Source organism: Kitasatospora sp. NPDC088783 (assembly GCF_044750705.1).
Classification (GTDB): Bacteria; Actinomycetota; Actinomycetes; order Streptomycetales; family Streptomycetaceae; genus Kitasatospora; species Kitasatospora fiedleri.
The window spans coordinates 320027-339767 of record NZ_JBIVKJ010000005.1; the positions used below are offsets into that span (position 1 = coordinate 320027).

Below are 19741 nucleotides of genomic sequence, written 5' to 3' on the forward strand. Positions count from 1 at the left end.
CGTGTGCCGCCTGGGAACTCGCTGGGAACCCCGGCGCGCGGCAGGAGGAATCTCCAAGCCGCAGTTGCTAGCTTCGTGACGCATGATCGACTCGTCCCACCTGGCAGCCCGGTCACGCTCCCTGGCGCTCCACCTCCTGTCCCGGCTCAGACTCCGCCACCTCGCCTGGCCGCTGTTCGCCGTGGCGTTCTGGCGCTACCTGGTCGTCTACGGCCTGCCGTACGCCAACGACGTGGTCTTCCTCTGGCTGATCGCCGCCCTGATCGCGGCGTCCGTGCACAGCGGCGGTCGAAAGGGGTGGCTGTACGTCCTGCGCGACTGGGTCCCGGTGATGGCCGTGGTCTGGACGTACTCGCTGCTCCGGGGCTACGGCTCGCACACCCCCTGGAAGCCGCACTACGCCCCGCAGCTCGCCTTCGACAAGGTGCTCGGCTTCGGCGAGACCTGGACCGTCCGGCTCCAGGACTGGCTGTACCACCCCGGCCGGCCGCAGTGGTACGACTACGCGGCCGTCACCGTCTACATGTCGCACTTCTTCGCGGTGTTCGTGATCCTCGCCGTGCTGTGGAAGCGCAACCGCGCGCGGTTCCGGCACTTCCTCGGCTGCTACCTGGCGATCACCGCGATCGGCTTCGTCACCTACGTGCTCTACCCGGCCGACCCGCCGTGGCTGACCGCGCTGGAGGGCCACATGCCGGCCGTCAGCCGGGTCGTCTCCACCGTCCTCGACAGCAGCGGCCTGCACCGGGCCGGCACCGTCTTCGAGAACGGCAGCAAGTTCGCCAACGACGTCGCCGCGATGCCCTCGCTGCACGCCGCCTACCCGATGATGATCGCCCTGGTGTTCTGGCCGAAGGCCGGCCGCACCCTCCGCGTCCTGCTCGCCGCGTACCCGCTGGCGATGGCCTTCACGCTGGTCTACGGCGCCGAGCACTTCATCATCGACATCCTGGTCGGCTGGGCCTACGCCTGGGCGATGGTCACCCTGGTCAACCGCTTCATCGCCCGCCGCGCGGCGGCCCGGGCGGTGCGGGAGGCGGCGGCCGCCCCCGCCGTCGAACCGGCCCCGACCGTCCCGGTCGGCTGAGGCCGCTCCTCCCCGCTCCCGCGGGCCCCGGCCCCGGCCCCGCAAGGTGGCCCCGGCCCGGCAAGGTGGTGCCGGACCGGGGCCCTTCCACGTCCCCCGCCCGCCGCCGCCGTCCGCCGTCGCGCCCGGGGAGGTGCCGGCGAGACCCTCCGGAGGCGGCTGAGCGGATGCCGGGAACTCGCTGGGCGTTCCCTGTGAATCGAACTGTTCCGCGTTCGCGCTGATGGGCCGCCCGGGTGAACCTGACGTCCCGTCAGAGGTGGTGGCCCCGAGGCGATCCGGTGGGAGCGGGGAAGGCTTTGCCAATCCGTGGCGGAGTCTTGTTGCGCCCCCGGGTAGCGTCGTGCGGAACACCGCAGGAGGACCCGCCATGGCCGCACCCCACGCCCCGTCAGCGCCCGGCGCGCGCCCCCGACCCGCCGGCGGGCCGACCGGCCGATGATCTCCGGCCACCTCGCCGCCCCCGTCCTGTGGGCGGTCCTGACGCCGCTCGGCGTCCTGCTCTCCGGTGCGGGCCTGGCCTCCACCATCCGCATCCGCCCGGGCACCGACCGCCCCCGCGACCACCTGCTCGGCCCCCTGCTGATCGCCGCCGGCATCCTGGTCGCGGGCTTCGGCCTCTGGATGCTCTGAAACCCCGCCACCCCCGCACGCGCGCGAACGTGGCTCGACCGCAGCGACGGTACTCAGCCGCCGTCCGCGATTCGGTCACCGGTGTCCGTGCACCAGTGGCCGATGCCGGTCCAGTCGAACCCCGACCGCCCCTCCGGCTGCCCACGCGACCAGCCGACCAGCGCGTTCACCACCTCGGCGAGGGAGGGCGTCAGGGTCCGGTAGTGCTCGGCGGGGACGCCGTCGCGGTACTCCAACTGGTAGCCGCCGTTCTCCCGGAGACGGACCTGCACGTACCAGTCGCCCGCCGGCTCGTCCGCGCCGAACCGTTCGACGACCAGGTGGGATTCGCCCCGCTGCGTGTTCGCCACCAGCCGGCCCGGGGCGGCCGGCCCCGGGTCGCGCATCGACAGTCCGCGCTCGGTCATCGCGTGAAGCATGCCGCACCTCGCCGACAGCGGCCCCACCGGGGACCACGGGAACGCGCGCCACCCCGACCCGTCCTGCCCCGCGCCCCCACCCCTGGTCCGCTCGTCCTCCGCCGACCAAAAACAAGCACGCGTGCTTGATTTGTCTTCGGGATGCTGCCACGCTCGGTCCCGACCGGACGCGCTCCGTTCCCGGAAACCGCCGTCAACGGCAGCCGGGCGCGGCGGAGTTGGGGAGGTTTCGTGCTGCGGATCGGCAATGCTTCGGGGTTCTACGGGGACAGGTTCGGCGCGTTCCGCGAGATGCTGACCGGCGGACCGCTGGACGTGCTGACAGGGGACTACCTGGCCGAGCTGACCATGCTGATCCTGGCCCGGGACCGGCTGCGCGACCCGTCGCTGGGGTACGCGCGGACGTTCCTGCGGCAGGCCGAGGAGTGCCTCGCCGAGGCGCTCGACCGCGGGGTGCGGATCGTGGTGAACGCGGGCGGCCTCAACCCGGCCCGGCTGGCCGAGGCGCTCGGCGAACTCGCCGCCCGGCAGGGCCTCCGAGCCCGGATCGGCCACGTCACCGGCGACGAACTCCTCCCCAGGGCCGACGAGTTCGGCTGGACGGAGGAGTGGGACGCGCACCGTCCGCTGCTGGCCGCGAACGCCTACCTGGGGGCGTTCGGGATCGCCGCGTGCCTGCGCGCGGGCGCGGACGTGGTGGTGACCGGCCGGGTGACGGACGCCGCACTGGTGGTCGGGCCGGGCATCGCCCACCACGGGTGGACGCCGGACGACCTGGACGCGCTGGCAGGAGCGGTGGTGGCGGGCCACGTCCTGGAGTGCGGGGCGCAGGCGACCGGCGGGAACTACGCGTTCTTCACCGAGCACGACGTCGACCACCCGGGCTTCCCGATCGCCGAACTGCACGCCGACGGCAGCAGCGTGATCACCAAGCACCCGGGCACCGGCGGCGCGGTGACCGTGGAGACCGTCACCGCCCAACTCCTGTACGAGACGGGCGGACCGCGCTACCTCGGGCCGGACGTCACGGCCCGGCTGGACACCGTGACGCTCACCGCGCAGGGCGCCGACCGGGTCCGGATCGACGGCGTGCGCGGCGAGGCCCCGCCCGCCACCCTCAAGGTCGGGCTGAACCGGCTCGGCGGGTACCGCAACGAGCTGGCGTTCGTCCTCACCGGCCTGGACGCCGACGCCAAATCCGTCCTGGTGCAACGGCAGTTGAGCCGGGCGCTGGCCGCCGACCCGCCGGTCGAACTGCGCTGGACCGAGACCCGCACCCAGCACCCGGACGCCGACACCGAGGAACGCGCCAGCACCCTGCTCCGGCTCACCGCCCGCGACCCGGAGGAGCGCAGGGTCGGACGCGCCCTCACCGCCGCCGCCGTCGAACTCGGCCTGGCCGGCTACCCGGGCTTCCACCTCACTGCCCCGCCCGGCCGCCCCAGCCCCTACGGGGTGTTCGAGGCGAGGGAGTTGGACCAGAAGGCGGTCGACCACACCGCCCACCTGCCTGCTGGCCACCTGGCCGCCGCCGGCCTGCCCGTCGATCGCCCGGCCACCGGCCGACGTATCTCCATCCCGCCCCCGACGGCCACCACCATCCGCCAACCCCCGCTCCCGCCCGTGTGGTTGCCGCTACCCCCGCCCCCCGGCCCGACCCGCCGCGCCCCGCTCGGCCTGGTCGCCGGAGCCCGCAGCGGCGACAAGGGCGGCGACGCCAACCTCGGCCTCTGGGCCCGCGACGAAGCCGGATGGCCCTGGCTCGCCCACACCCTCACCGTCGCCAGACTGCGCGAACTCCTCCCGGAGACCGCCGAACTGGAGATCGAGCGCCACCTGTTCCCGAACCTCCGGGCGGTCAACTTCACCCTCCGCGGCCTGCTCGGCGAAGGCGTCGCCGCCCAGGCCAGGTTCGACCCCCAGGCGAAGGCGCTGGGGGAGTGGCTGCGCTCCCGCCACCTCGACATCCCGGAACCCCTTCTCCCGCCCGTCCGGCCCGAGCCCCCGGAGGCCCCGCTGTGACCGTCCTGCCCACCCGGCTCGACCCGGACGCGCCCGAGTACGCGGCCAACCGCGACGCGATGCTCGCCAGACTCGCCGACCTGGACGCCGAACACGCCAAGGCACTGGCCGGCGGCGGACCCAAGTACCTGGAACGGCACCGCGGTCGGGGCAAACTCGCGGCCCGCGAACGGATCGAGCTGCTGCTCGACCCGGACTCGCCGTTCCTCGAACTCTCCCCGCTCGCCGCCTGGGGCAGCCCGTACCAGGTCGGCGCGGCACTGGTCACCGGCATCGGCACGGTGGCCGGCACCGAGTGCGTGATCACCGCCAACGACCCCACCGTGCGCGGCGGTTCGTCCAACCCGTGGACGCTGCGCAAGGCCCTGCGGGCCAACGAGATCGCGCTGCACAACCGGCTCCCGCTGATCAACCTGGTCGAGTCCGGCGGCGCCGACCTCCCCAGCCAGAAGGAGATATTCATCCCGGGCGGCGCGCTGTTCCGCGACCTGACCAGGCTGTCGGCGGCGGGCATCCCCACCGTGGCCGTGGTGTTCGGCAACTCCACGGCGGGCGGCGCGTACGTGCCGGGGATGTCCGACCACGTCATCATGGTCAAGGAGCGGGCCAAGGTGTTCCTCGGCGGCCCGCCGCTGGTGAAGATGGCCACCGGCGAGGAGTCCGACGACGAGTCGCTCGGCGGCGCCGAGATGCACGCCCGCACCTCCGGCCTCGCCGACCACCTCGCCCTCGACGAACCCGACGCCCTGCGCCTGGCCCGCCGGGTCGTCCACCGCCTGCACTGGCGCAAGTCCGGCCCCGAACCGGCGCGTCGCCCCGAGCCGCCCAAGCACCCGGAGGACGAACTGCTCGGCATCGTCCCCGGCGACCTCAAGGCGCCCTTCGACCCCCGCGAGGTGATCGCCCGGATCGTCGACGCCTCCGACTTCGACGAGTTCAAGCCCCGCTACGGCACCAGCCTCGCCACCGGCTGGGCCACCCTGCTCGGGTACCCCGTCGGCATCCTGGCCAACGCCCAGGGCGTGCTGTTCAGCCAGGAGTCCCAGAAGGCCGCCCAGTTCATCCAACTCGCCAACCAGCTGGACCGCCCGCTGGTCTTCCTGCACAACACCACCGGCTACATGGTCGGCCGGGAGTACGAGCAGGGCGGCATCATCAAGCACGGCGCGATGATGATCAACGCGGTGGCGAACAGCACCGTCCCGCACCTCTCCGTCCTGATGGGCGCCTCCTACGGCGCCGGCCACTACGGCATGTGCGGCCGGGCCTACGACCCCCGCTTCCTGTTCACCTGGCCGAGCGCCAAATCCGCGGTGATGGGCCCCCAGCAACTCGCCGGCGTCCTCTCCCTGGTCGCCCGCCAGTCCGCCGCCGCCAAGGGCCAGCCCTACGACGAGGAGGCCGACGCCGCGATCCGCGCCGCCGTCGAGCAGCAGATCGAGGCCGAGTCCCTCCCGGTCTTCCTCTCCGGCCGCCTCTACGACGACGGAGTGATCGACCCGCGCGACACCCGCACCATTCTCGGCCTCTGCCTGTCCGCCATCCACAGCGGACCGATCGCGGGCACCAAGGGTTATGGCGTTTTCCGAATGTGACACCCCATCACAGTTGCAGCGTCCTGCAACCGTTACACCCCATCACCACCGCAAGGGCATCTCGCTGCTGCACCTACTCGCAACCGTGACACCCTCTCGCGATTGCACCGTCTCGCAACCGTGACACCCTCTCACCGCTGCACCGGCCTGCAACCGCGAGTACCTCTCACCGTCCCGCCCCACGACCTCTCCGCCCCCGCCCCGCTCCTCCCGCGAGAAAGCGAACTGACGGATGATCACCTCCCTGCTGGTGGCCAACCGAGGCGAGATCGCCCGCCGGGTCTTCCGCACCTGCCGCACCCTCGGCATCGCCACCGTCGCCGTGTACGCCGACCCGGACGCCGGTGCCCGGCACGTCCGGGAGGCCGACACCGCCGTCCGGCTGCCCGGCGCCGCGCCCGCCGACACCTACCTGCGCGCCGACCTGCTGGTCCGGGCCGCCCTCGACGCGGGGGCCGACGCCGTGCACCCCGGGTACGGGTTCCTCTCCGAGAGCGCCGACTTCGCGCAGGCCGTGCTGGACGCCGGGCTGCGCTGGATCGGCCCGCCGCCCGCCGCCATCGCCGCGATGGGCTCCAAGACCGCCGCCAAGCGGTTGATGGCCGCCGCGGGCGTCCCCGTCCTGGAGGTCGGCCCCCACCCCACCGAGGCCGACCTGCCGTTGCTGGTCAAGGCCGCGGCGGGCGGCGGCGGACGCGGCATGCGGGTGGTGCGCACCCTCGCCGAACTCCCCGACGCACTGGCTGCCGCCCGGGCCGAGGCCGCCGCCGCGTTCGGCGACGACGAGGTGTTCTGCGAGCCCTACCTGCCCGCCGGCCGGCACCTGGAGGTCCAGCTGCTCGCCGACGCCCACGGCACCGTGTGGGCGGTCGGCGACCGCGACTGCTCGCTCCAGCGGCGGCACCAGAAGGTGATCGAGGAGGCCCCGGCCCCCGGCCTCGCCCCCGAGTTGCGGGCCCGCCTGCACGCCGCCGCCGTCGCCGCCGCCCGCGCCGTCGGCTACCAGGGCGCCGGCACCGCCGAGTTCCTGCTCGCCCCCGACGGGCGCCTCGCCTTCCTGGAGATGAACACCCGCCTCCAGGTCGAACACCCCGTCACCGAGTGCGTCACCGGACTCGACCTGGTCGCCCTCCAACTCGCCGTCGCCGAAGGCGAACAGCTCCCCGCCGACCCGCCCCCCGTCCGCGGCTGCGCGATCGAGGCCCGCCTGTACGCCGAGGACCCGGCCCGCGACTGGCAGCCCGCCACCGGACCGCTGCACCTCCTCGAACTCCCCGGCACGGACGTCGAGTTCGCCACCCTCCCGAGCCCGGCCGGGCTGCGCCTGGACGCGGGGGCCGGGGCCGGTGACCAGGTCACCGTCCACTACGACCCGATGCTCGCCAAGGCCGTCGCCTGGGCCCCCACCCGCACCGCCGCCGCCCGCCGCCTCGCCGATGCCCTCGCCCGCGCCCGCCTGCACGGCCCCACCACCAACCGCGACCTGCTGGCCCGCGCCCTGCGCCACCCCGACTTCCTGGCCGGCCGCGTCCACACCGCCCTGCTCGCCGACCACCACGCCGAACTCACCGCCCCCGACGACAAATCCACCCCCCTGGCCGCGCTCGCCGCCGCCCTCGCCGACGCCGCCGACCGCCGCGGCCCCCTGCGCGAACTCCCCTCCGGCTGGCGCAACCTGCCCTCCCAACCGCAGACCAAGCGCTACCGCGCCGCCGACGGCACCGAGTACGACGTCCACTACCGCCTCACCCGCGACGGACTGCGCGCCGACGACCACCCCGACGTCCAACTCCTGCACAGCACACCCGAATCCGTCGACCTGGTGATCGGACCGCTGCGCCGCCGCTACCGGATCGCCCGGTACGGCGACCAGGTCTTCGTCGACGCGCCCACCGAGCACCACACCCTGACCGCCGTCGACCGCCACCCCGCCCCCACCGCCCCGCTCGCCCCCGGCACCCTGCTCGCCCCGATGCCCGGCACCGTCGTCCGGATCGACGCCCGGCCCGGCGAACGCGTCACCACCGGCCAAGTCCTGCTCAGCATCGAGGCGATGAAGATGGAGCACCGGGTCACCGCCCCCGCGGACGGCACCCTCACCGACCTCCCCGCCACCCTCGGCCGCCAGGTCGAAACCGGCACCGTCCTCGCCGTCGTCCGCCCCGACCACTGACCCGCCCCGACCACTGACCCGCCCCGACCACTGACCCGCCCCGACCACTGACCCCGCCCGCCGCCACCGCCGCGCCCCGCCGCCACCGCCTCGCCACCCACGACAGACAGGACCCCGCCATGTCCACCCCCCTGACCCCGTCGCGTCCGCCCACCCCGCCGAGCCCGTCGACCTCGCTCACCGACACCGAGGACCAGCGCGACCTGCGCGCGGCCGTTGCCGCCCTCGCCGCCCGCTACGGCCGCGACTACTTCCAGCAAAAGGCCCGCGCCGGAGAGCCTGTCCGCGAACTCTGGTCGGAAGCCGCCAAGTTGGGCTACCTCGGGGTCAACCTCCCCGCCGCGTACGGCGGCGGAGGCGCGGGCATCGGTGAACTCGCGACCGTCCTGGAGGAGTTGGGCGCGGCAGGTTGCCCGCTGCTGATGCTGATCGTCTCCCCGGCGATCTGCGGCACCGTCATCGCCCGGTTCGGCACCGACCCGCAGAAACAGCGCTGGCTGCCCGGACTCGCCGACGGCACCGCCGTCATGGCCTTCGGCATCACCGAGCCCGACGCGGGTTCCAACTCGCACCGCATCTCCACCGTCGCCCGCCGCGACGGTGCCGACTGGCTGCTCACCGGCCGCAAGGTGTTCGTCTCCGGCATCGACCAGGCCGACGCCGTCCTCTTCGTCGCCCGCACCGAGGACGCCCGCACCGGCAAGCTCAAGCCCGCCCTGTTCGTCGTCCCGCGCGACACCCCCGGCTTCGAGTACCGGCCCATCCCGATGGAACTCACCGCCCCGGAGAAGCAGTTCCAGGTCTTCCTGGACGACGTCCGGCTGCCCGCCGACGCCCTGGTCGGCGACCAGGACTCCGGCCTGCTGCAACTCTTCGCGGGCCTCAACCCCGAACGCATCATGACGGCCGCCTTCACCCTCGGCATCGCCCGCCACGCCCTCGACACCGCCGTCTCCTACGCCCGCACCCGCACCGTCTGGGACCGCCCCATCGGCGCCCACCAGGGCATCGCCCACCCCCTGGCCCAGTGCGCCATCGAGGTCGAACTCGCCCGCCTGATGACCCGCAAGGCCGCCCAGCTGTACGACGCGGGCCACGACCTGGCCGCCGGCGAAGCCGCCAACATGGCCAAGTACGCAGCCGGCGAAGCCTCCTGCCGCGCCGTCGACCAGGCCGTCCAGACCCTCGGCGGCAACGGCCTCACCCAGGAGTACGGCCTGGCCGCCCTCATCACCGCCACCCGGGTCGGCCGGGTCGCCCCGGTCAGCCGGGAGATGATCCTCAACTACGTCGCCCAGCACACCCTCGGCCTGCCGCGCTCCTACTGACCCGCCCCGCCCGCCCGGGCAGCACCACCCCGATCACCCGCCACCACCACCCGCCACCACCACCCGCCGCCGGCCACGCGGAGGGCGCCGCCGTACTCTTCCACCAGCCCCGCGCCCGGGGACCGGAAGCCCGGACGGACCCCCGACCGGGCCCGAGCCGCCCACCGACCGGAAGGATCCCCGTGCGTGACGCCGATCTCGCCCGCCAGGCCGCCGAGCTCGGGGCGGAGGTGGTGCGGAGCCGGGCGTGGCAGGGCGTCGAACGGCAGGACAAGGGCGGCGGCGACTTCGCGACCGCGGTGGACGTGGAAGCGGAGCGGGCCATCCTCGACCTCCTCCGTGCCGCCCGCCCGGACGATGCGTTCACGGCGGAGGAGAGCGGCCGCACCGGCGCGCCCGACGCCGCCCGCCGCTGGCTGGTCGACCCGCTGTGCGGGACGCTCAACTTCGCGGTGGGCACCCACCTGGTGGCCGTCAACGTCGCACTCCAGGAACGCGGCCGGACGGTCGCCGCCGCCACCGCCGACCCGTACACCGGCGAGACGTACTGGACCGACGGCGCCCGCGCCGCCCTCCGCCACCACGGGGAGGACACCCCGCTGGCACCGTCCGCGGGTTCCCGGCTGGTCGACCTCAACCTCGACCCGCCCTACCCGAACGCCCCCGCGCTGCGCGTCGCGCGCCTGCTCACCGACGCCGACTTCGAACGCGCCTTCCGCCCCCGGGTGGTCTCCAGCACCCTCGCGGTGGCCTGGGTCGCCGCCGGCCGCCGCGCCGCGTACCTGACGGACGGGCAACTGGCGGGCAGCGTCCACTTCGCGGCCGGCATCGCGCTCTGCGAGGCCGCCGGCTGCACCGTCACCGACCTGCGCGGCAGACCGGTCCACCACGGCGACGGCGGCCTGATCGCCGCAGCCGACGAGGAGACCCACGCCCGCCTGCTCGACCTGGTCACCCGACAGGAGAACCCCGGCGTACGCCGGTAAGCCGGGCACGCGCCCTGGTGGCGGCCAGCCATCCCCGGCACGCTTGCACCGCGACCGCGATCACGACCGCAACACCATATCTCAATCATTACGCCTTATTACTCATGCAGTAAGCACTCGTGTTCGTGATGCCCACTCACACTTTCAACAGCGCCTCACATTGGTAACGGCCTATCGCATGTGTGAGCAGCCATCGCGTTGGCAGTACCAACCCGCACCCCGCACCCCGCACCCCTCACCTGCACCTCGCGACCGCACCCCCGCGATCGCGCCCGCGCCCGCCGAGCCGCCCGGAGGCCCGCATGGTGTTCCACAGCGACTACCCGTCCGTCGCTCCGCTCGACCTGCCGATCCACGACGCCGTCCTCGACGGCTGCGCCACGGGCGAGCACGCCGACCGTCCGGCCCTGATAGACGGCCTGACCGGGCGCAGCGTCAGCTACCGGGAGCTGGAGACGGGCAGCCGCCGGGTCGCGGCGGGGCTCGCCGAGGCCGGGGTCGGCAAGGGTGACGTGGTGGCGCTGTTCAGTCCGAACTCGATCGCCTATCCGCTGGCGTTCTACGGCACCACCCGCACCGGCGCGACGGTGACCCCGGTCAGCGCGCTGGCCACCGCCGAGGAGCTGGCGGGGCAGTTGCGCGACTCCGGTGCCCGCTGGATCATCACCGTCGCCGCGTTCCTGCCGGTGGCCCGGCAGGCGGCCGCCGAGCACCCGGTCGCCGAGATCTTCGTCTGCGACGAGGCCGAGGGCCACCGCTCGCTCGCCGAGCTGGCGGCCGGCTCGGCCCCGGAGCCCGCCCCGTCGATCGACCCGGCCACCGACCTGGCGGTGCTGCCGTACTCCAGCGGGACGACCGGCCTGCCCAAGGGCGTGATGCTGACCCACCGCTCGGTGTCCACCAACCTGGCCCAGGTCGACGCGCTGCTCGGCCCCCGCCCCGGCGAGCGCACCCTGGCCGTGTTGCCGTTCTTCCACATCTACGGCCTGACCGCCCTGCTCAACCGCCCGCTGCGGGCCCGCGCCACCGTGGTCGTGCTGCCCCGCTTCGAGCTGGAGCAGTTCCTGACGGCCATCCAGCAGCACCGGATCGAGGCGGTGTACGTGGCCCCGCCGATCGCCCTCGCACTGGCCAAGCACCCGCTGGTCGACCGCTTCGACCTGTCCTCGATCCGCTACGTGCTGAGCGCCGCCGCCCCGCTGGACGCCGAACTGGCCGCCGCCTGCGCCCGCCGCCTGGGCCTGTCGCACCTGCTGCAGGGCTACGGCATGACCGAGCTGTCCCCGGTCACCCACGTCCTCCCGCCCGGCGACCCGAACCCTCCGGTCGGCACCGTCGGCCGCCTGGTCCCCGGCACCGAGCTGCGGATCCGCTCCCTCTCGGCCCCGCACCACGACCTCGGCCCCGGCGAGGACGGCGAACTGCTGTTCCGCGGCCCGCAGGTGATGCGGGGCTACTTCGGCAAGGAGTCCGAGACCTCCGCGACCGTCGACCCGGACGGCTGGCTGCACACCGGCGACGTCGGCCACGTCGACGACGCCGGCTACCTGTTCGTGGTCGACCGGGTGAAGGAGCTGATCAAGTACAAGGGCTACCAGGTCGCCCCGGCCGAACTGGAGGCCGTGCTGCTCACCCACCCGAGCATCGCCGACGCCGCGGTGATCGGCGTCAACGACGCCCACGGCGCCGAGCACCCCAAGGCGTACGTGGTGCCCGCGTTCGGCTGCGACCTGGCCGAGCAGGAGGTGATCGAGTACGTGGCCCGCCGGGTCGCCCCGTACAAGAAGGTCCGCGAGGTGGAGTTCCTGGACGCGGTGCCGAAGTCCGCCAGCGGCAAGGTGCTGCGCCGCGAACTGCGGGCCCGCGGCGCGCAGCCGGCCCGGCACCCCGCCGACGGCGCGCAGGGCGCGGGAGCGGCGTCGCCCGGGAACGGCGGCGCGTAGGAACGGCGGCGCACGGGGCGGCGACGTGGAGGAACGACCGCGCACGGGAACGGCGGTGCGCGAAACCGGCGGTGCATAGGATCGGCACCCGGAGCCCGCCCGCGCAGACCAGGAGCCGCCGATGACGACCAGCGCACCCGCCGCCCGCACGCCCCGGCAGGACCGCAGCCGCGCCACCCGCAGACGGCTGCTGGAGGCGGCGGTGGAGTGCCTGGCCGAGGTCGGCTGGCACGGCTCCACGGTGCTGGTGGTCGCCGAGCGGGCCGGGGTCACCCGCGGCGCCGCCCAGCACCACTTCCGCACCCGCGAGGACCTGTTCACCGCCGCCGTCGAGCACGTCGCCGCCGAGCGGCTGGCCGCCGCCCTGGCCCGGGTCGAGCAGCTGCCGCCGTCCGGCCCGGCCCGCACCGAAGCGGTGGTGGAGATGATCGTGAGCCTCTACACCGGCCCGCTGTTCCGCGCCGCGCTGCACCTGTGGGTGGCCGCCGCCACCGAGGAGCCGCTGCGCAGCCGGATCACCGGCCTGGAGAACCACATCGGCCGGGAGGCGCACCGGGCCGCCGTCGAGTGCCTGGGCGCGGACGAGTCCGCCGCCGGCGTCCGGGAGACCGTCCAGGCCACCCTCGACCTGGCCCGCGGCCTGGGCCTGGCCAACCTGCTCACCGACGACGGCCCGCGCCGGGCCGGCGTGGTCCGCCAGTGGTCCCGCCTGCTGGACGCCGCACTCGCCGGCTGACCCGGCCCGGGCCGCCGTTCCGGCCCGCCGCCCGCCCGGAGGTCCCACCCGGAGCGCCCGCCCGGCCGCCCCCGCCCGCCGCCCCCCCGCCCGACGCCGCACCGCGGACCGGCAGTTGGGAGTAGCACTCTTGCCCGAACCGGTCCGTATCCAGCACACTCGCATCTTCGGTCCGACCGCCCGCACGACCACCAGTCGCCAGCGTGCGGCGAGCCGTGCAGTCTGGTGGAAGCCGGAACGACCGGCAGAACCGGGGAAGGTACCGGGCAGGTGGCCAACTGAGCACGCACGGGTTCGAACAGAAGCCCGGCCGCGACGCGGCAGGTGCCGCTTCCGCGCGCCTGGCCGGGCACCGCCTGGTCCCGCTGGCCACCGCGCTGGTCCAGGAGGACGGCCGGATCCTGCACTGGAGCCAGGAGGCCGAGGCGCTCACCGGCTGGCCCGCCGACGAGGCGATCGGCGCGCACCCGGTCCGGCTGCTGCTGCCCGAGCAGGAGCGGGCCGCCGCCGAGCGGCTGTTCGAGCGGCTGGTCGCCGGACGCGGCTGGTCCGGCACCCACCCGGTGCGCCGCCGCGACGGCTCCACCGTCGAGCTGGAGTTCCACACCTACCCGGTGGCCGGCCCCGACGGCAGCACCCTGCTGCTGGCCACCGCCTCCGACACGCACGCCCTGCACGAGGTCGAGTCCGACCTGGCGATCCTGGACGGCTTCTTCGACCAGTCCCCGATCGGCCTGGCCGTCTACGACACCGACCTGCGCTTCGTCCGGCTGAACGCGGCGCTGGCCCGGATCAACGGCCTCAGCGCCGAGCAGCACCTCGGCCGCCGGCTCTCCGCCGTGCTGCCCGGCATCAACGCCGCCGAGATCGAGAACGTGATGCGGCAGGTGATCACCACCGGCAAACCGGTGGTCGACGCCCGCTCGTACGGCCGCGTCCCCGGCGACCCGCGCCGCGACCGGGCCTGGTCGGCGTCCTACTTCCGGCTGGAGGACTCCACCGGCAAGGTGCTCGGCGTCTCCTCCTCGATCATCGACGTCACCGAGCGCTTCCAGGCCGAGGCCCGCGCCTCCCGCGCCCAGGAGCGGCTGACCCTGCTCGCCTCGGCCGGCGCCCGGATCGGCACCACCCTCGACCTCAGGCGCACCGCGGAGGAGATGGTCGAGGCGATCATCCCGAAGTTCGCCGACTTCGCCACCGTCGACCTGCTGGAGCCCGTGCTGCGCGGCGAGGAGCCCGCCCCGATCCAGCCCGAGCGGGCCATCCAGGTCCGCGCCGTCGCGGTCGGCGAGGCGTACGGCTCCGGGCTGACCGGCGCCGCGGACGCCGTCGGGGGCACCACCGAGTACGGCCCGAACCGGGTCTACACCCAGTGCCTGCGCAGCGGCCGCCCGCTGCTCAAGCCGCACGTCGACGAGGAGGTGCTGCGCGGCCTGGTCCCCGACCCCGACCGGGTCGCCCCCGGCATCGCGGCCGGCATCCACTCGTACCTGCTGGTGCCGCTGATCGCCCGCGGCATGGTGCTCGGCGGCGCCGAGTTCGTCCGCACCCGCAACCCCGAGCCGTTCGGCGCCGCCGACGTCTCGCTCGCCGAGGAGCTGGTCGCCCGCACCGCCCTGGCCATCGACAACGCCCGGCTCTACCGGCGCGAGCGCGAGACCGCCCTCACCCTGCAGCGCAGCCTGCTGCCGCAGGAGATCCACCGCACCCTCGGCCTGGAGATCGCCCACCGCTACCTGCCCTCCAGCGTGGTCAGCGAGGTCGGCGGCGACTGGTTCGACGTCGTCCCGCTGTCCTGCGGGCGGGTCGCCCTGGTGGTCGGCGACGTGATGGGCCACGGCATCCGGGCCGCCGCCACGATGGGCCAGCTGCGCACCGTCGCCCGCACCCTGGCCACCCTCGACCTGCCGCCCGAGCAGGTCCTCGGCCGGCTCGACGAGACCGCCTCCGCGATCGGCGAGGGCCAGTTCGCCACCTGCGTGTGCGCCGTCTACGACCCGGTCGACCGCAGCGTGGTGATCTGCTCGGCCGGCCACCTGCCCCCCGTCCGGGTCGACCCCGACGGCACCGCCCAGGTCATCGACCTGCCGCCGGGCGTCCCGCTCGGCGTCGGCGGCGGCGCCTTCGAGTCGATCGAGTTCACCCTGCCGCCCGGCGCCACCTTCGCGCTCTACACCGACGGCCTGGTCGAACGCCGCGGCCGCGACCTCGACGAGGGCATCGACCTGCTCGCCCGCACCCTCGCCGCCCCCGGCCGCACCCTGGAGGAGAGCTGCGACGCCGCGCTGTCCGCCCTGGTCACCGACGGCACCGAGGACGACATCGCGATGATCATGGCCCGCGTGCTGCCCGTCCCCGCCGACCGGATCGCCACCCTGCTGCTGCCCAGCGAGGGCCCGCTGCCCGCCCGCGCCCGCCGCTTCACCCGCGCCACCCTGGACGCCTGGGGCCTGTCCGGGCTCACCGACTACGCCGAACTCGTGGTCAGCGAACTCGTCACCAACGCCCTGCTGCACGCCGACGCCCCGCGCCGCCTGCGGATCTTCCGCGACCGCACCCTCACCCTGGAGGTCTCCGACGCCGGCGGCCAGCCGCCCCGGCTGCGCACCTCCGCCGAGGAGGACGAGGGCGGCCGCGGCATCCACCTGGTCAGCGAACTCGCGCACCGCTGGGGCAGCCGCCCCACCCGGCACGGCAAGGTGGTCTGGGCGGAGATCGAACTCCCGTACCGGGCCGGCTGACCCGCCCGCCCGTACGACGGCCACCCCCTCGTACGACGGTCACCCCCTCGTAGGACGGCCGCTCGCCCGTACGACGACCACCCATCCGGACGACGGCCGCTCGCCCGGGTGACGGCCACCCGCCCGGACGAGGACCGCTCGCCCGGGCGGCGGGACTGACGGACAGTCGGAGGCAGTCCCCGCCGCCGACCGAAAGGCCCCCCGTGCCCGTCCGCCTCCTCCTCGCCGCCGCCGGCCTGCTCGCCCTCGCCGCCGCCGCCCCGGCCGCCGCCGCCGACACCCCCACCGGTACGCCCGCCGACCCGCCCGCGGCGACCGCCGCCGCGACCACCGTCACGATCACCGGCGCCGCCATCGACCCGAAGATCCCCAGCCGGGTCCGGGTCGCCCTCGCCTACACCTGCGCACCGACCGACCAGCCCCGCTCGCTGAACACCTCCGTCGAGCAGACCGACCCCGAGGACCCCGCCACCATCGCCTTCGGCTCCACCCGCACCGCACCGACCCAGGTGGTCTGCGACGGCACCCCGCAGACCCAGACCGTCACCGTCCAGTCCAAGACCAGCAACTGGCTGCCCGGCACCGACTCCGTGGTGATCACCACCCTCACCGACCTCGGCGCCACCCCGACCGCCGCCGCCGACGCCCGCCTGATCGCACTGGACCAGCCGCCCGCCCCCTGACCCGCCGTCAGCCGACCGGCCCCCCTCCCCGGCGCGCCGCCCGCCCGCCGCCGCCGTCGCCTCCGAGACTGGACGCCGGACGGAAGGGAACCCGGATGACCCAGCCCACGACAGCCACCGCACCGGCCCCCGAGGTGCGCCGCTGGCGGGCCCTCGCGGTGTGCCTGGTCGCCGGGTTCATGACCCTGCTCGACGTGTCGATCGTCAACGTCGCCCTGCCGTCCGTGCGCAGCGGACTGCACCTGTCCGAGGCCGGGCTCCAGTGGGTGCTCTCCGGCTACTCGCTGGCCTTCGGACTCGTGCTGGTCCCGGCCGGACGGCTCGGCGACGCGATCGGCCGCCGCCCGGTCTTCCTGACCGGACTGGGCCTGTTCACCGCCACCAGCGCCCTGGCCGGCGCCGCCCAGAACGAGACCTGGCTGGTGGTGGCCCGGCTGCTCCAGGGCATGGCCGGCGGACTGCTCGTCCCGCAGGTCTCCGGCTTCATCCAGCAGCTCTTCCGCGGCGGCGAACGGGCCCGCGCGTTCGGCATGCTCGGCACCACCATCGGCTTCTCCACCGCCGTCGGTCCGCTGCTCGGCGGCCTGCTGATCGCGGTGTTCGGCACCGCCGAGGGCTGGCGCTGGGTCTTCTACGTCAACCTCCCGATCGGCCTGGTGGCCCTCCCGCTGGCCCGCCGGCTGCTGCCCGCGCCCACCCCCGACACCTGCGCCCGCCGCGACTTCGACCCGGTCGGCGTGCTGCTGCTGGGCGCCGGCACCGTCCTGCTGCTGCTCCCGCTGGTCCAGACCCAGTGGCACGGCACCGGCAAGTGGCTGCTGCTGGCCGCCGCCGTCCTGGTCCTGGCCGCCTTCGCGGGCTGGGAACGCCGCTACGCCCGGCACCGCGAACCGCTCGTGCACCCCGAGCTGTTCCGCACCCGTTCCTTCACCTACGGCGCGCTGGTCTCCCTGCTCTACTTCGCCGGGTTCACCGCGGTCTTCTTCGTCTTCACCCTCTACCTGCAGTCCGGCCGCCACTACAGCGCCCTGCAGGCGGGCCTCGCCATCACCCCCTTCGCCCTGGCCTCCGCGGTCGCCTCCACCATCGGCGGACGCCTGGTCACCCGCCACGGCCGCCGCCTGATCGCCGTCGGCCTGGCCACCGTCGCCGTCGGCCTCGCCCTCGCCGCCCTCGCCGTGCACCTCTTCGACGGCCCCGAGGTCGGCTGGGCCACCGCCCTCCCGCTCCTGCTGGCCGGCCTCGGCAGCGGCCTGGTGGTCTCCCCGAACCAGGCACTCACCCTCAACGAGGTCCCGGTCGCCCGGGCCGGCTCCGCGGGCGGCGTCCTGCAGACCGCCCAGCGGATCGGCTCCGCCGCGGGCATCGCCACCGTCGGCGCCACCTTCTTCGCCCACCTGCACACCCCCGCCGACTACCCCACCGCCTTCCAGCTCAGCATCGCGGTGGTCCTCGCCTTCGTCCTGCTCGCCCTGCTCGCCGCGACCGAGCCCTTCGGCCGCAAGCCCCGCGAGAAGGCCGGATGAGCGGCGGGTCCGCGGCCGGGGCCGGTAGGACAGGTAGGACAGGTAGGACGGTAGACCGACAGGGCGGTGGGAACGGGGAACGGCGGAACGCTCCCGGCCGGTGGACCCCGGCCGTTCGCGCCCGCCGTTCCCCGTGCTCCCGGCGCTCCCGGTGCTACAGCCCCGCCACGCCGCGCGCGGCGACCCGCAGGGCGGCCACCGGGTCGCCGACCGAACTGCCGGCCCGCCAGCCGACGAAGCCGTCGGGGCGGACCAGGACGGCGCCGCCCTCGCGCAGGCCGTAGACCGCGGGCCAGCCGCTCGGCCCGGCCGGACGGGGACCGGCCGGGAGGTCGGGCACGGGCTCGGGCACCAGGTCCCCGTCCTCGCCGACCAGCAGGCAGCGGATCGGCACCCCGGTCTGCTCGGAGACCGCCCGCGCCGCCTCCGGCCACCCCGCCCCGCCCGCCACGGGCGCCAGCAGCACCGGCTCGCGCCCGAACAGGTCGAGCGTGGACAGCCGGACGCCGTCCGCGTCGCGCAGCCACAGGTGCGGGGCCCGGGTGCCGACCTCGCCGGTCGCGGCGAAGCGCTCCGGGATCACCCCGGCGGTGGCGTCCGCGCCGACCAGCGCGCCCTCGGTGTAGCGGTAGCCGAGCGCCACCGCCAGCACGTTGGTGCGCGGCCCGCCCACCGGCGCCGCGTCGAAACCGGGGTGCTGGTGCTCCACCGACCGGGCCGCCGCCCGGGCCGCGGTCTGCACGGCGACCGGCCGCCGCTCCGCCCCGTACGACTCCAGCAGGCGCGGCCCGCCCCAGCCGTCGAGCACCGCGGCCAGCTTCCAGGCCAGGTTGTGGGCGTCCTGGATGCCGGTGTTGGAGCCGAACGCCCCGGTCGGCGGCATCTCGTGGGCGGAGTCGCCGCACAGGAAGACCCGCCCGGCGCGGTACCGGTCGGCGACCCGCTCGGCGGCGTGCCAGGGCGCCCGGCCGGTGATCTCCACGTCCAGGTCGGGCACCCCGGCCGCGGCCCGGATGTGCGCCGCGCACCTGGCGTCGGTGAAGTCCTCGACGGCCTCGCCGCGCTCCGGGTGCCAGGGCAGGTGGAAGACCCACTCCTCGCGGTTGTCGACGGGCAGCAGCGCGCCCGCGCCGGCCGGGTCGGTCAGGTAGCAGGCGATGAACAGGCGGTCGCCCACCACCTCGGCCAGCCGCTTGGCCCGGAAGGTCACCGAGACGTTGTGGAACAGGTCGCCGCGCCCGGACTGCCCGATCCCCAGCTGCTCCCGCACCGGGCTGCGCGGCCCGTCCGCCGCGATCAGGTAGTCGGCCCGCACCTCGCGCTCCTCGCCGCCGGCCCGGTCCCGCAGCCGGGCCGTCACCCCGTCGGCGTCCTGCTCGAAGGAGAGCAGCTCGGTGTTGAAGCGGACGTCGCCGCGCTCGGCGGCGTGCCGCAGCAGCACCGGTTCGAGGTCGTTCTGGCTGCACAGGCACCACGAGGACGGGCTGAACCTGGCCAGGCCCCCGCCCGGGTCGATCTCCCGGAACAGCCACTCCTGCTCCCCGCCGGAGAGCGTCTCGGCCTGCAGGATGCCGTGGTTGTCGGCCAGCACGGACGCCGCGGCGCGGACGTCCTGCTCGACGCCGGCACCCCGGAACAGCTCCATGGTGCGCAGGTTGTTGCCGCGCCCCCGGGGGTGCCGGGAGGTCTCGGCGTGCCGCTCCACCAGCAGGTGCGGCACACCGAGCCGACCGAGGAAGAGCGAGGCGGACAGTCCGACCAGCGAACCGCCCGTGATCAGGACCGGGACCCGGTCGGCCATCTGTGTGTTCATCAGCTCTGCTCCATCCGTGCGGGGCGCTGGAAGCGCCAGACCCGACATCCATCCCC

The 19741-nt window shown here is 74.7% G+C and carries 14 protein-coding genes; 12 read left to right on the forward strand and 2 right to left on the reverse strand.

Features of this window, described 5'->3' with window-relative positions; genetic code table 11:
• The first annotated feature begins 82 nt into the window (after positions 1-82).
• Positions 83-1087 (forward strand): phosphatase PAP2 family protein, encoded by a 1005-nt coding sequence (locus ACIP60_RS17310; protein ID WP_400684946.1) that lies wholly within the window; start codon positions 83-85, stop codon positions 1085-1087.
• Positions 1088-1525: 438 nt separating this feature from the next.
• The gene (locus ACIP60_RS17315) at positions 1526-1720 is read left to right on the forward strand and encodes a hypothetical protein (protein WP_400684949.1); all 195 of its coding nucleotides are present in this window, start codon (positions 1526-1528) and stop codon (positions 1718-1720) included.
• 53 nt (positions 1721-1773) lie between these two features.
• On the opposite strand, the gene ACIP60_RS17320 is transcribed toward ACIP60_RS17315, so the two are convergent.
• The gene (locus ACIP60_RS17320) at positions 1774-2127 is read right to left on the reverse strand and encodes a hypothetical protein (protein WP_400684951.1); all 354 of its coding nucleotides are present in this window, start codon (positions 2125-2127) and stop codon (positions 1774-1776) included.
• A 243-nt stretch (positions 2128-2370) separates the two neighbouring features.
• Between ACIP60_RS17320 and ACIP60_RS17325 the strand changes: the two genes are divergently transcribed.
• From ACIP60_RS17325 to ACIP60_RS17370, 10 genes are all read left to right on the forward strand, one after another.
• Positions 2371-4161, forward strand: a complete 1791-nt coding sequence (locus tag ACIP60_RS17325) for an acyclic terpene utilization AtuA family protein (protein WP_400684953.1) — start codon at positions 2371-2373, stop codon at positions 4159-4161.
• Positions 4158-5756, forward strand: coding sequence for an acyl-CoA carboxylase subunit beta (locus ACIP60_RS17330; protein WP_400684955.1), 1599 nt, complete (start codon positions 4158-4160; stop codon positions 5754-5756). The genes ACIP60_RS17325 and ACIP60_RS17330 overlap by 4 nt, the downstream gene beginning before the upstream one ends.
• 232 nt (positions 5757-5988) lie before the next feature.
• On the forward strand, positions 5989-7929 hold the full coding sequence (locus ACIP60_RS17335; protein ID WP_400684957.1) for an acetyl/propionyl/methylcrotonyl-CoA carboxylase subunit alpha: 1941 nt from the start codon (positions 5989-5991) through the stop codon (positions 7927-7929).
• A 119-nt stretch (positions 7930-8048) separates the two neighbouring features.
• Positions 8049-9257 (forward strand): acyl-CoA dehydrogenase family protein, encoded by a 1209-nt coding sequence (locus tag ACIP60_RS17340; protein WP_400684960.1) that lies wholly within the window; start codon positions 8049-8051, stop codon positions 9255-9257.
• 182 nt (positions 9258-9439) lie between these two features.
• Positions 9440-10243, forward strand: coding sequence for an inositol monophosphatase family protein (locus ACIP60_RS17345; RefSeq protein WP_400684962.1), 804 nt, complete (start codon positions 9440-9442; stop codon positions 10241-10243).
• Between the two features lie 302 nt (positions 10244-10545).
• Entirely contained in the window at positions 10546-12186 is a 1641-nt protein-coding gene (locus tag ACIP60_RS17350) for a 4-coumarate--CoA ligase family protein (protein ID WP_400684964.1), read from the forward strand.
• A gap of 121 nt (positions 12187-12307) precedes the next feature.
• Entirely contained in the window at positions 12308-12922 is a 615-nt protein-coding gene (locus tag ACIP60_RS17355; RefSeq protein ID WP_100838892.1) for a TetR/AcrR family transcriptional regulator, read from the forward strand.
• A gap of 215 nt (positions 12923-13137) precedes the next feature.
• On the forward strand, positions 13138-15663 hold the full coding sequence (locus ACIP60_RS17360; RefSeq protein WP_400684968.1) for a SpoIIE family protein phosphatase: 2526 nt from the start codon (positions 13138-13140) through the stop codon (positions 15661-15663).
• A 203-nt stretch (positions 15664-15866) separates the two neighbouring features.
• Complete coding sequence (locus tag ACIP60_RS17365; RefSeq protein ID WP_400684970.1) at positions 15867-16346, forward strand: hypothetical protein; 480 nt, start codon at positions 15867-15869, stop codon at positions 16344-16346.
• A 95-nt stretch (positions 16347-16441) separates the two neighbouring features.
• On the forward strand, positions 16442-17872 hold the full coding sequence (locus ACIP60_RS17370; RefSeq protein WP_400684973.1) for an MFS transporter: 1431 nt from the start codon (positions 16442-16444) through the stop codon (positions 17870-17872).
• 154 nt (positions 17873-18026) lie between these two features.
• Here ACIP60_RS17370 and ACIP60_RS17375 read toward each other — a convergent pair whose 3' ends face one another.
• Positions 18027-19685, reverse strand: a complete 1659-nt coding sequence (locus tag ACIP60_RS17375; protein ID WP_400684975.1) for an FAD-dependent oxidoreductase — start codon at positions 19683-19685, stop codon at positions 18027-18029.
• Positions 19686-19741: the final 56 nt, after the last annotated feature.

What these genes read in the sequence shown, in the direction of transcription:
- ACIP60_RS17310 (WP_400684946.1), top strand. Translation starts at nt 83, where the DNA reads ATGATCGACTCGTCCCACCTGGCAGCCCGGTCACGCTCCCTGGCGCTC.
- ACIP60_RS17315 (WP_400684949.1), top strand. Translation starts at nt 1,526, where the DNA reads ATGATCTCCGGCCACCTCGCCGCCCCCGTCCTGTGGGCGGTCCTGACG.
- ACIP60_RS17320 (WP_400684951.1), bottom strand. Translation starts at nt 2,127, where the DNA reads ATGACCGAGCGCGGACTGTCGATGCGCGACCCGGGGCCGGCCGCCCCG.
- ACIP60_RS17335 (WP_400684957.1), top strand. Translation starts at nt 5,989, where the DNA reads ATGATCACCTCCCTGCTGGTGGCCAACCGAGGCGAGATCGCCCGCCGG.
- ACIP60_RS17340 (WP_400684960.1), top strand. Translation starts at nt 8,049, where the DNA reads ATGTCCACCCCCCTGACCCCGTCGCGTCCGCCCACCCCGCCGAGCCCG.
- ACIP60_RS17350 (WP_400684964.1), top strand. Translation starts at nt 10,546, where the DNA reads ATGGTGTTCCACAGCGACTACCCGTCCGTCGCTCCGCTCGACCTGCCG.
- ACIP60_RS17355 (WP_100838892.1), top strand. Translation starts at nt 12,308, where the DNA reads ATGACGACCAGCGCACCCGCCGCCCGCACGCCCCGGCAGGACCGCAGC.
- ACIP60_RS17370 (WP_400684973.1), top strand. Translation starts at nt 16,442, where the DNA reads ATGACCCAGCCCACGACAGCCACCGCACCGGCCCCCGAGGTGCGCCGC.
- ACIP60_RS17375 (WP_400684975.1), bottom strand. Translation starts at nt 19,685, where the DNA reads ATGAACACACAGATGGCCGACCGGGTCCCGGTCCTGATCACGGGCGGT.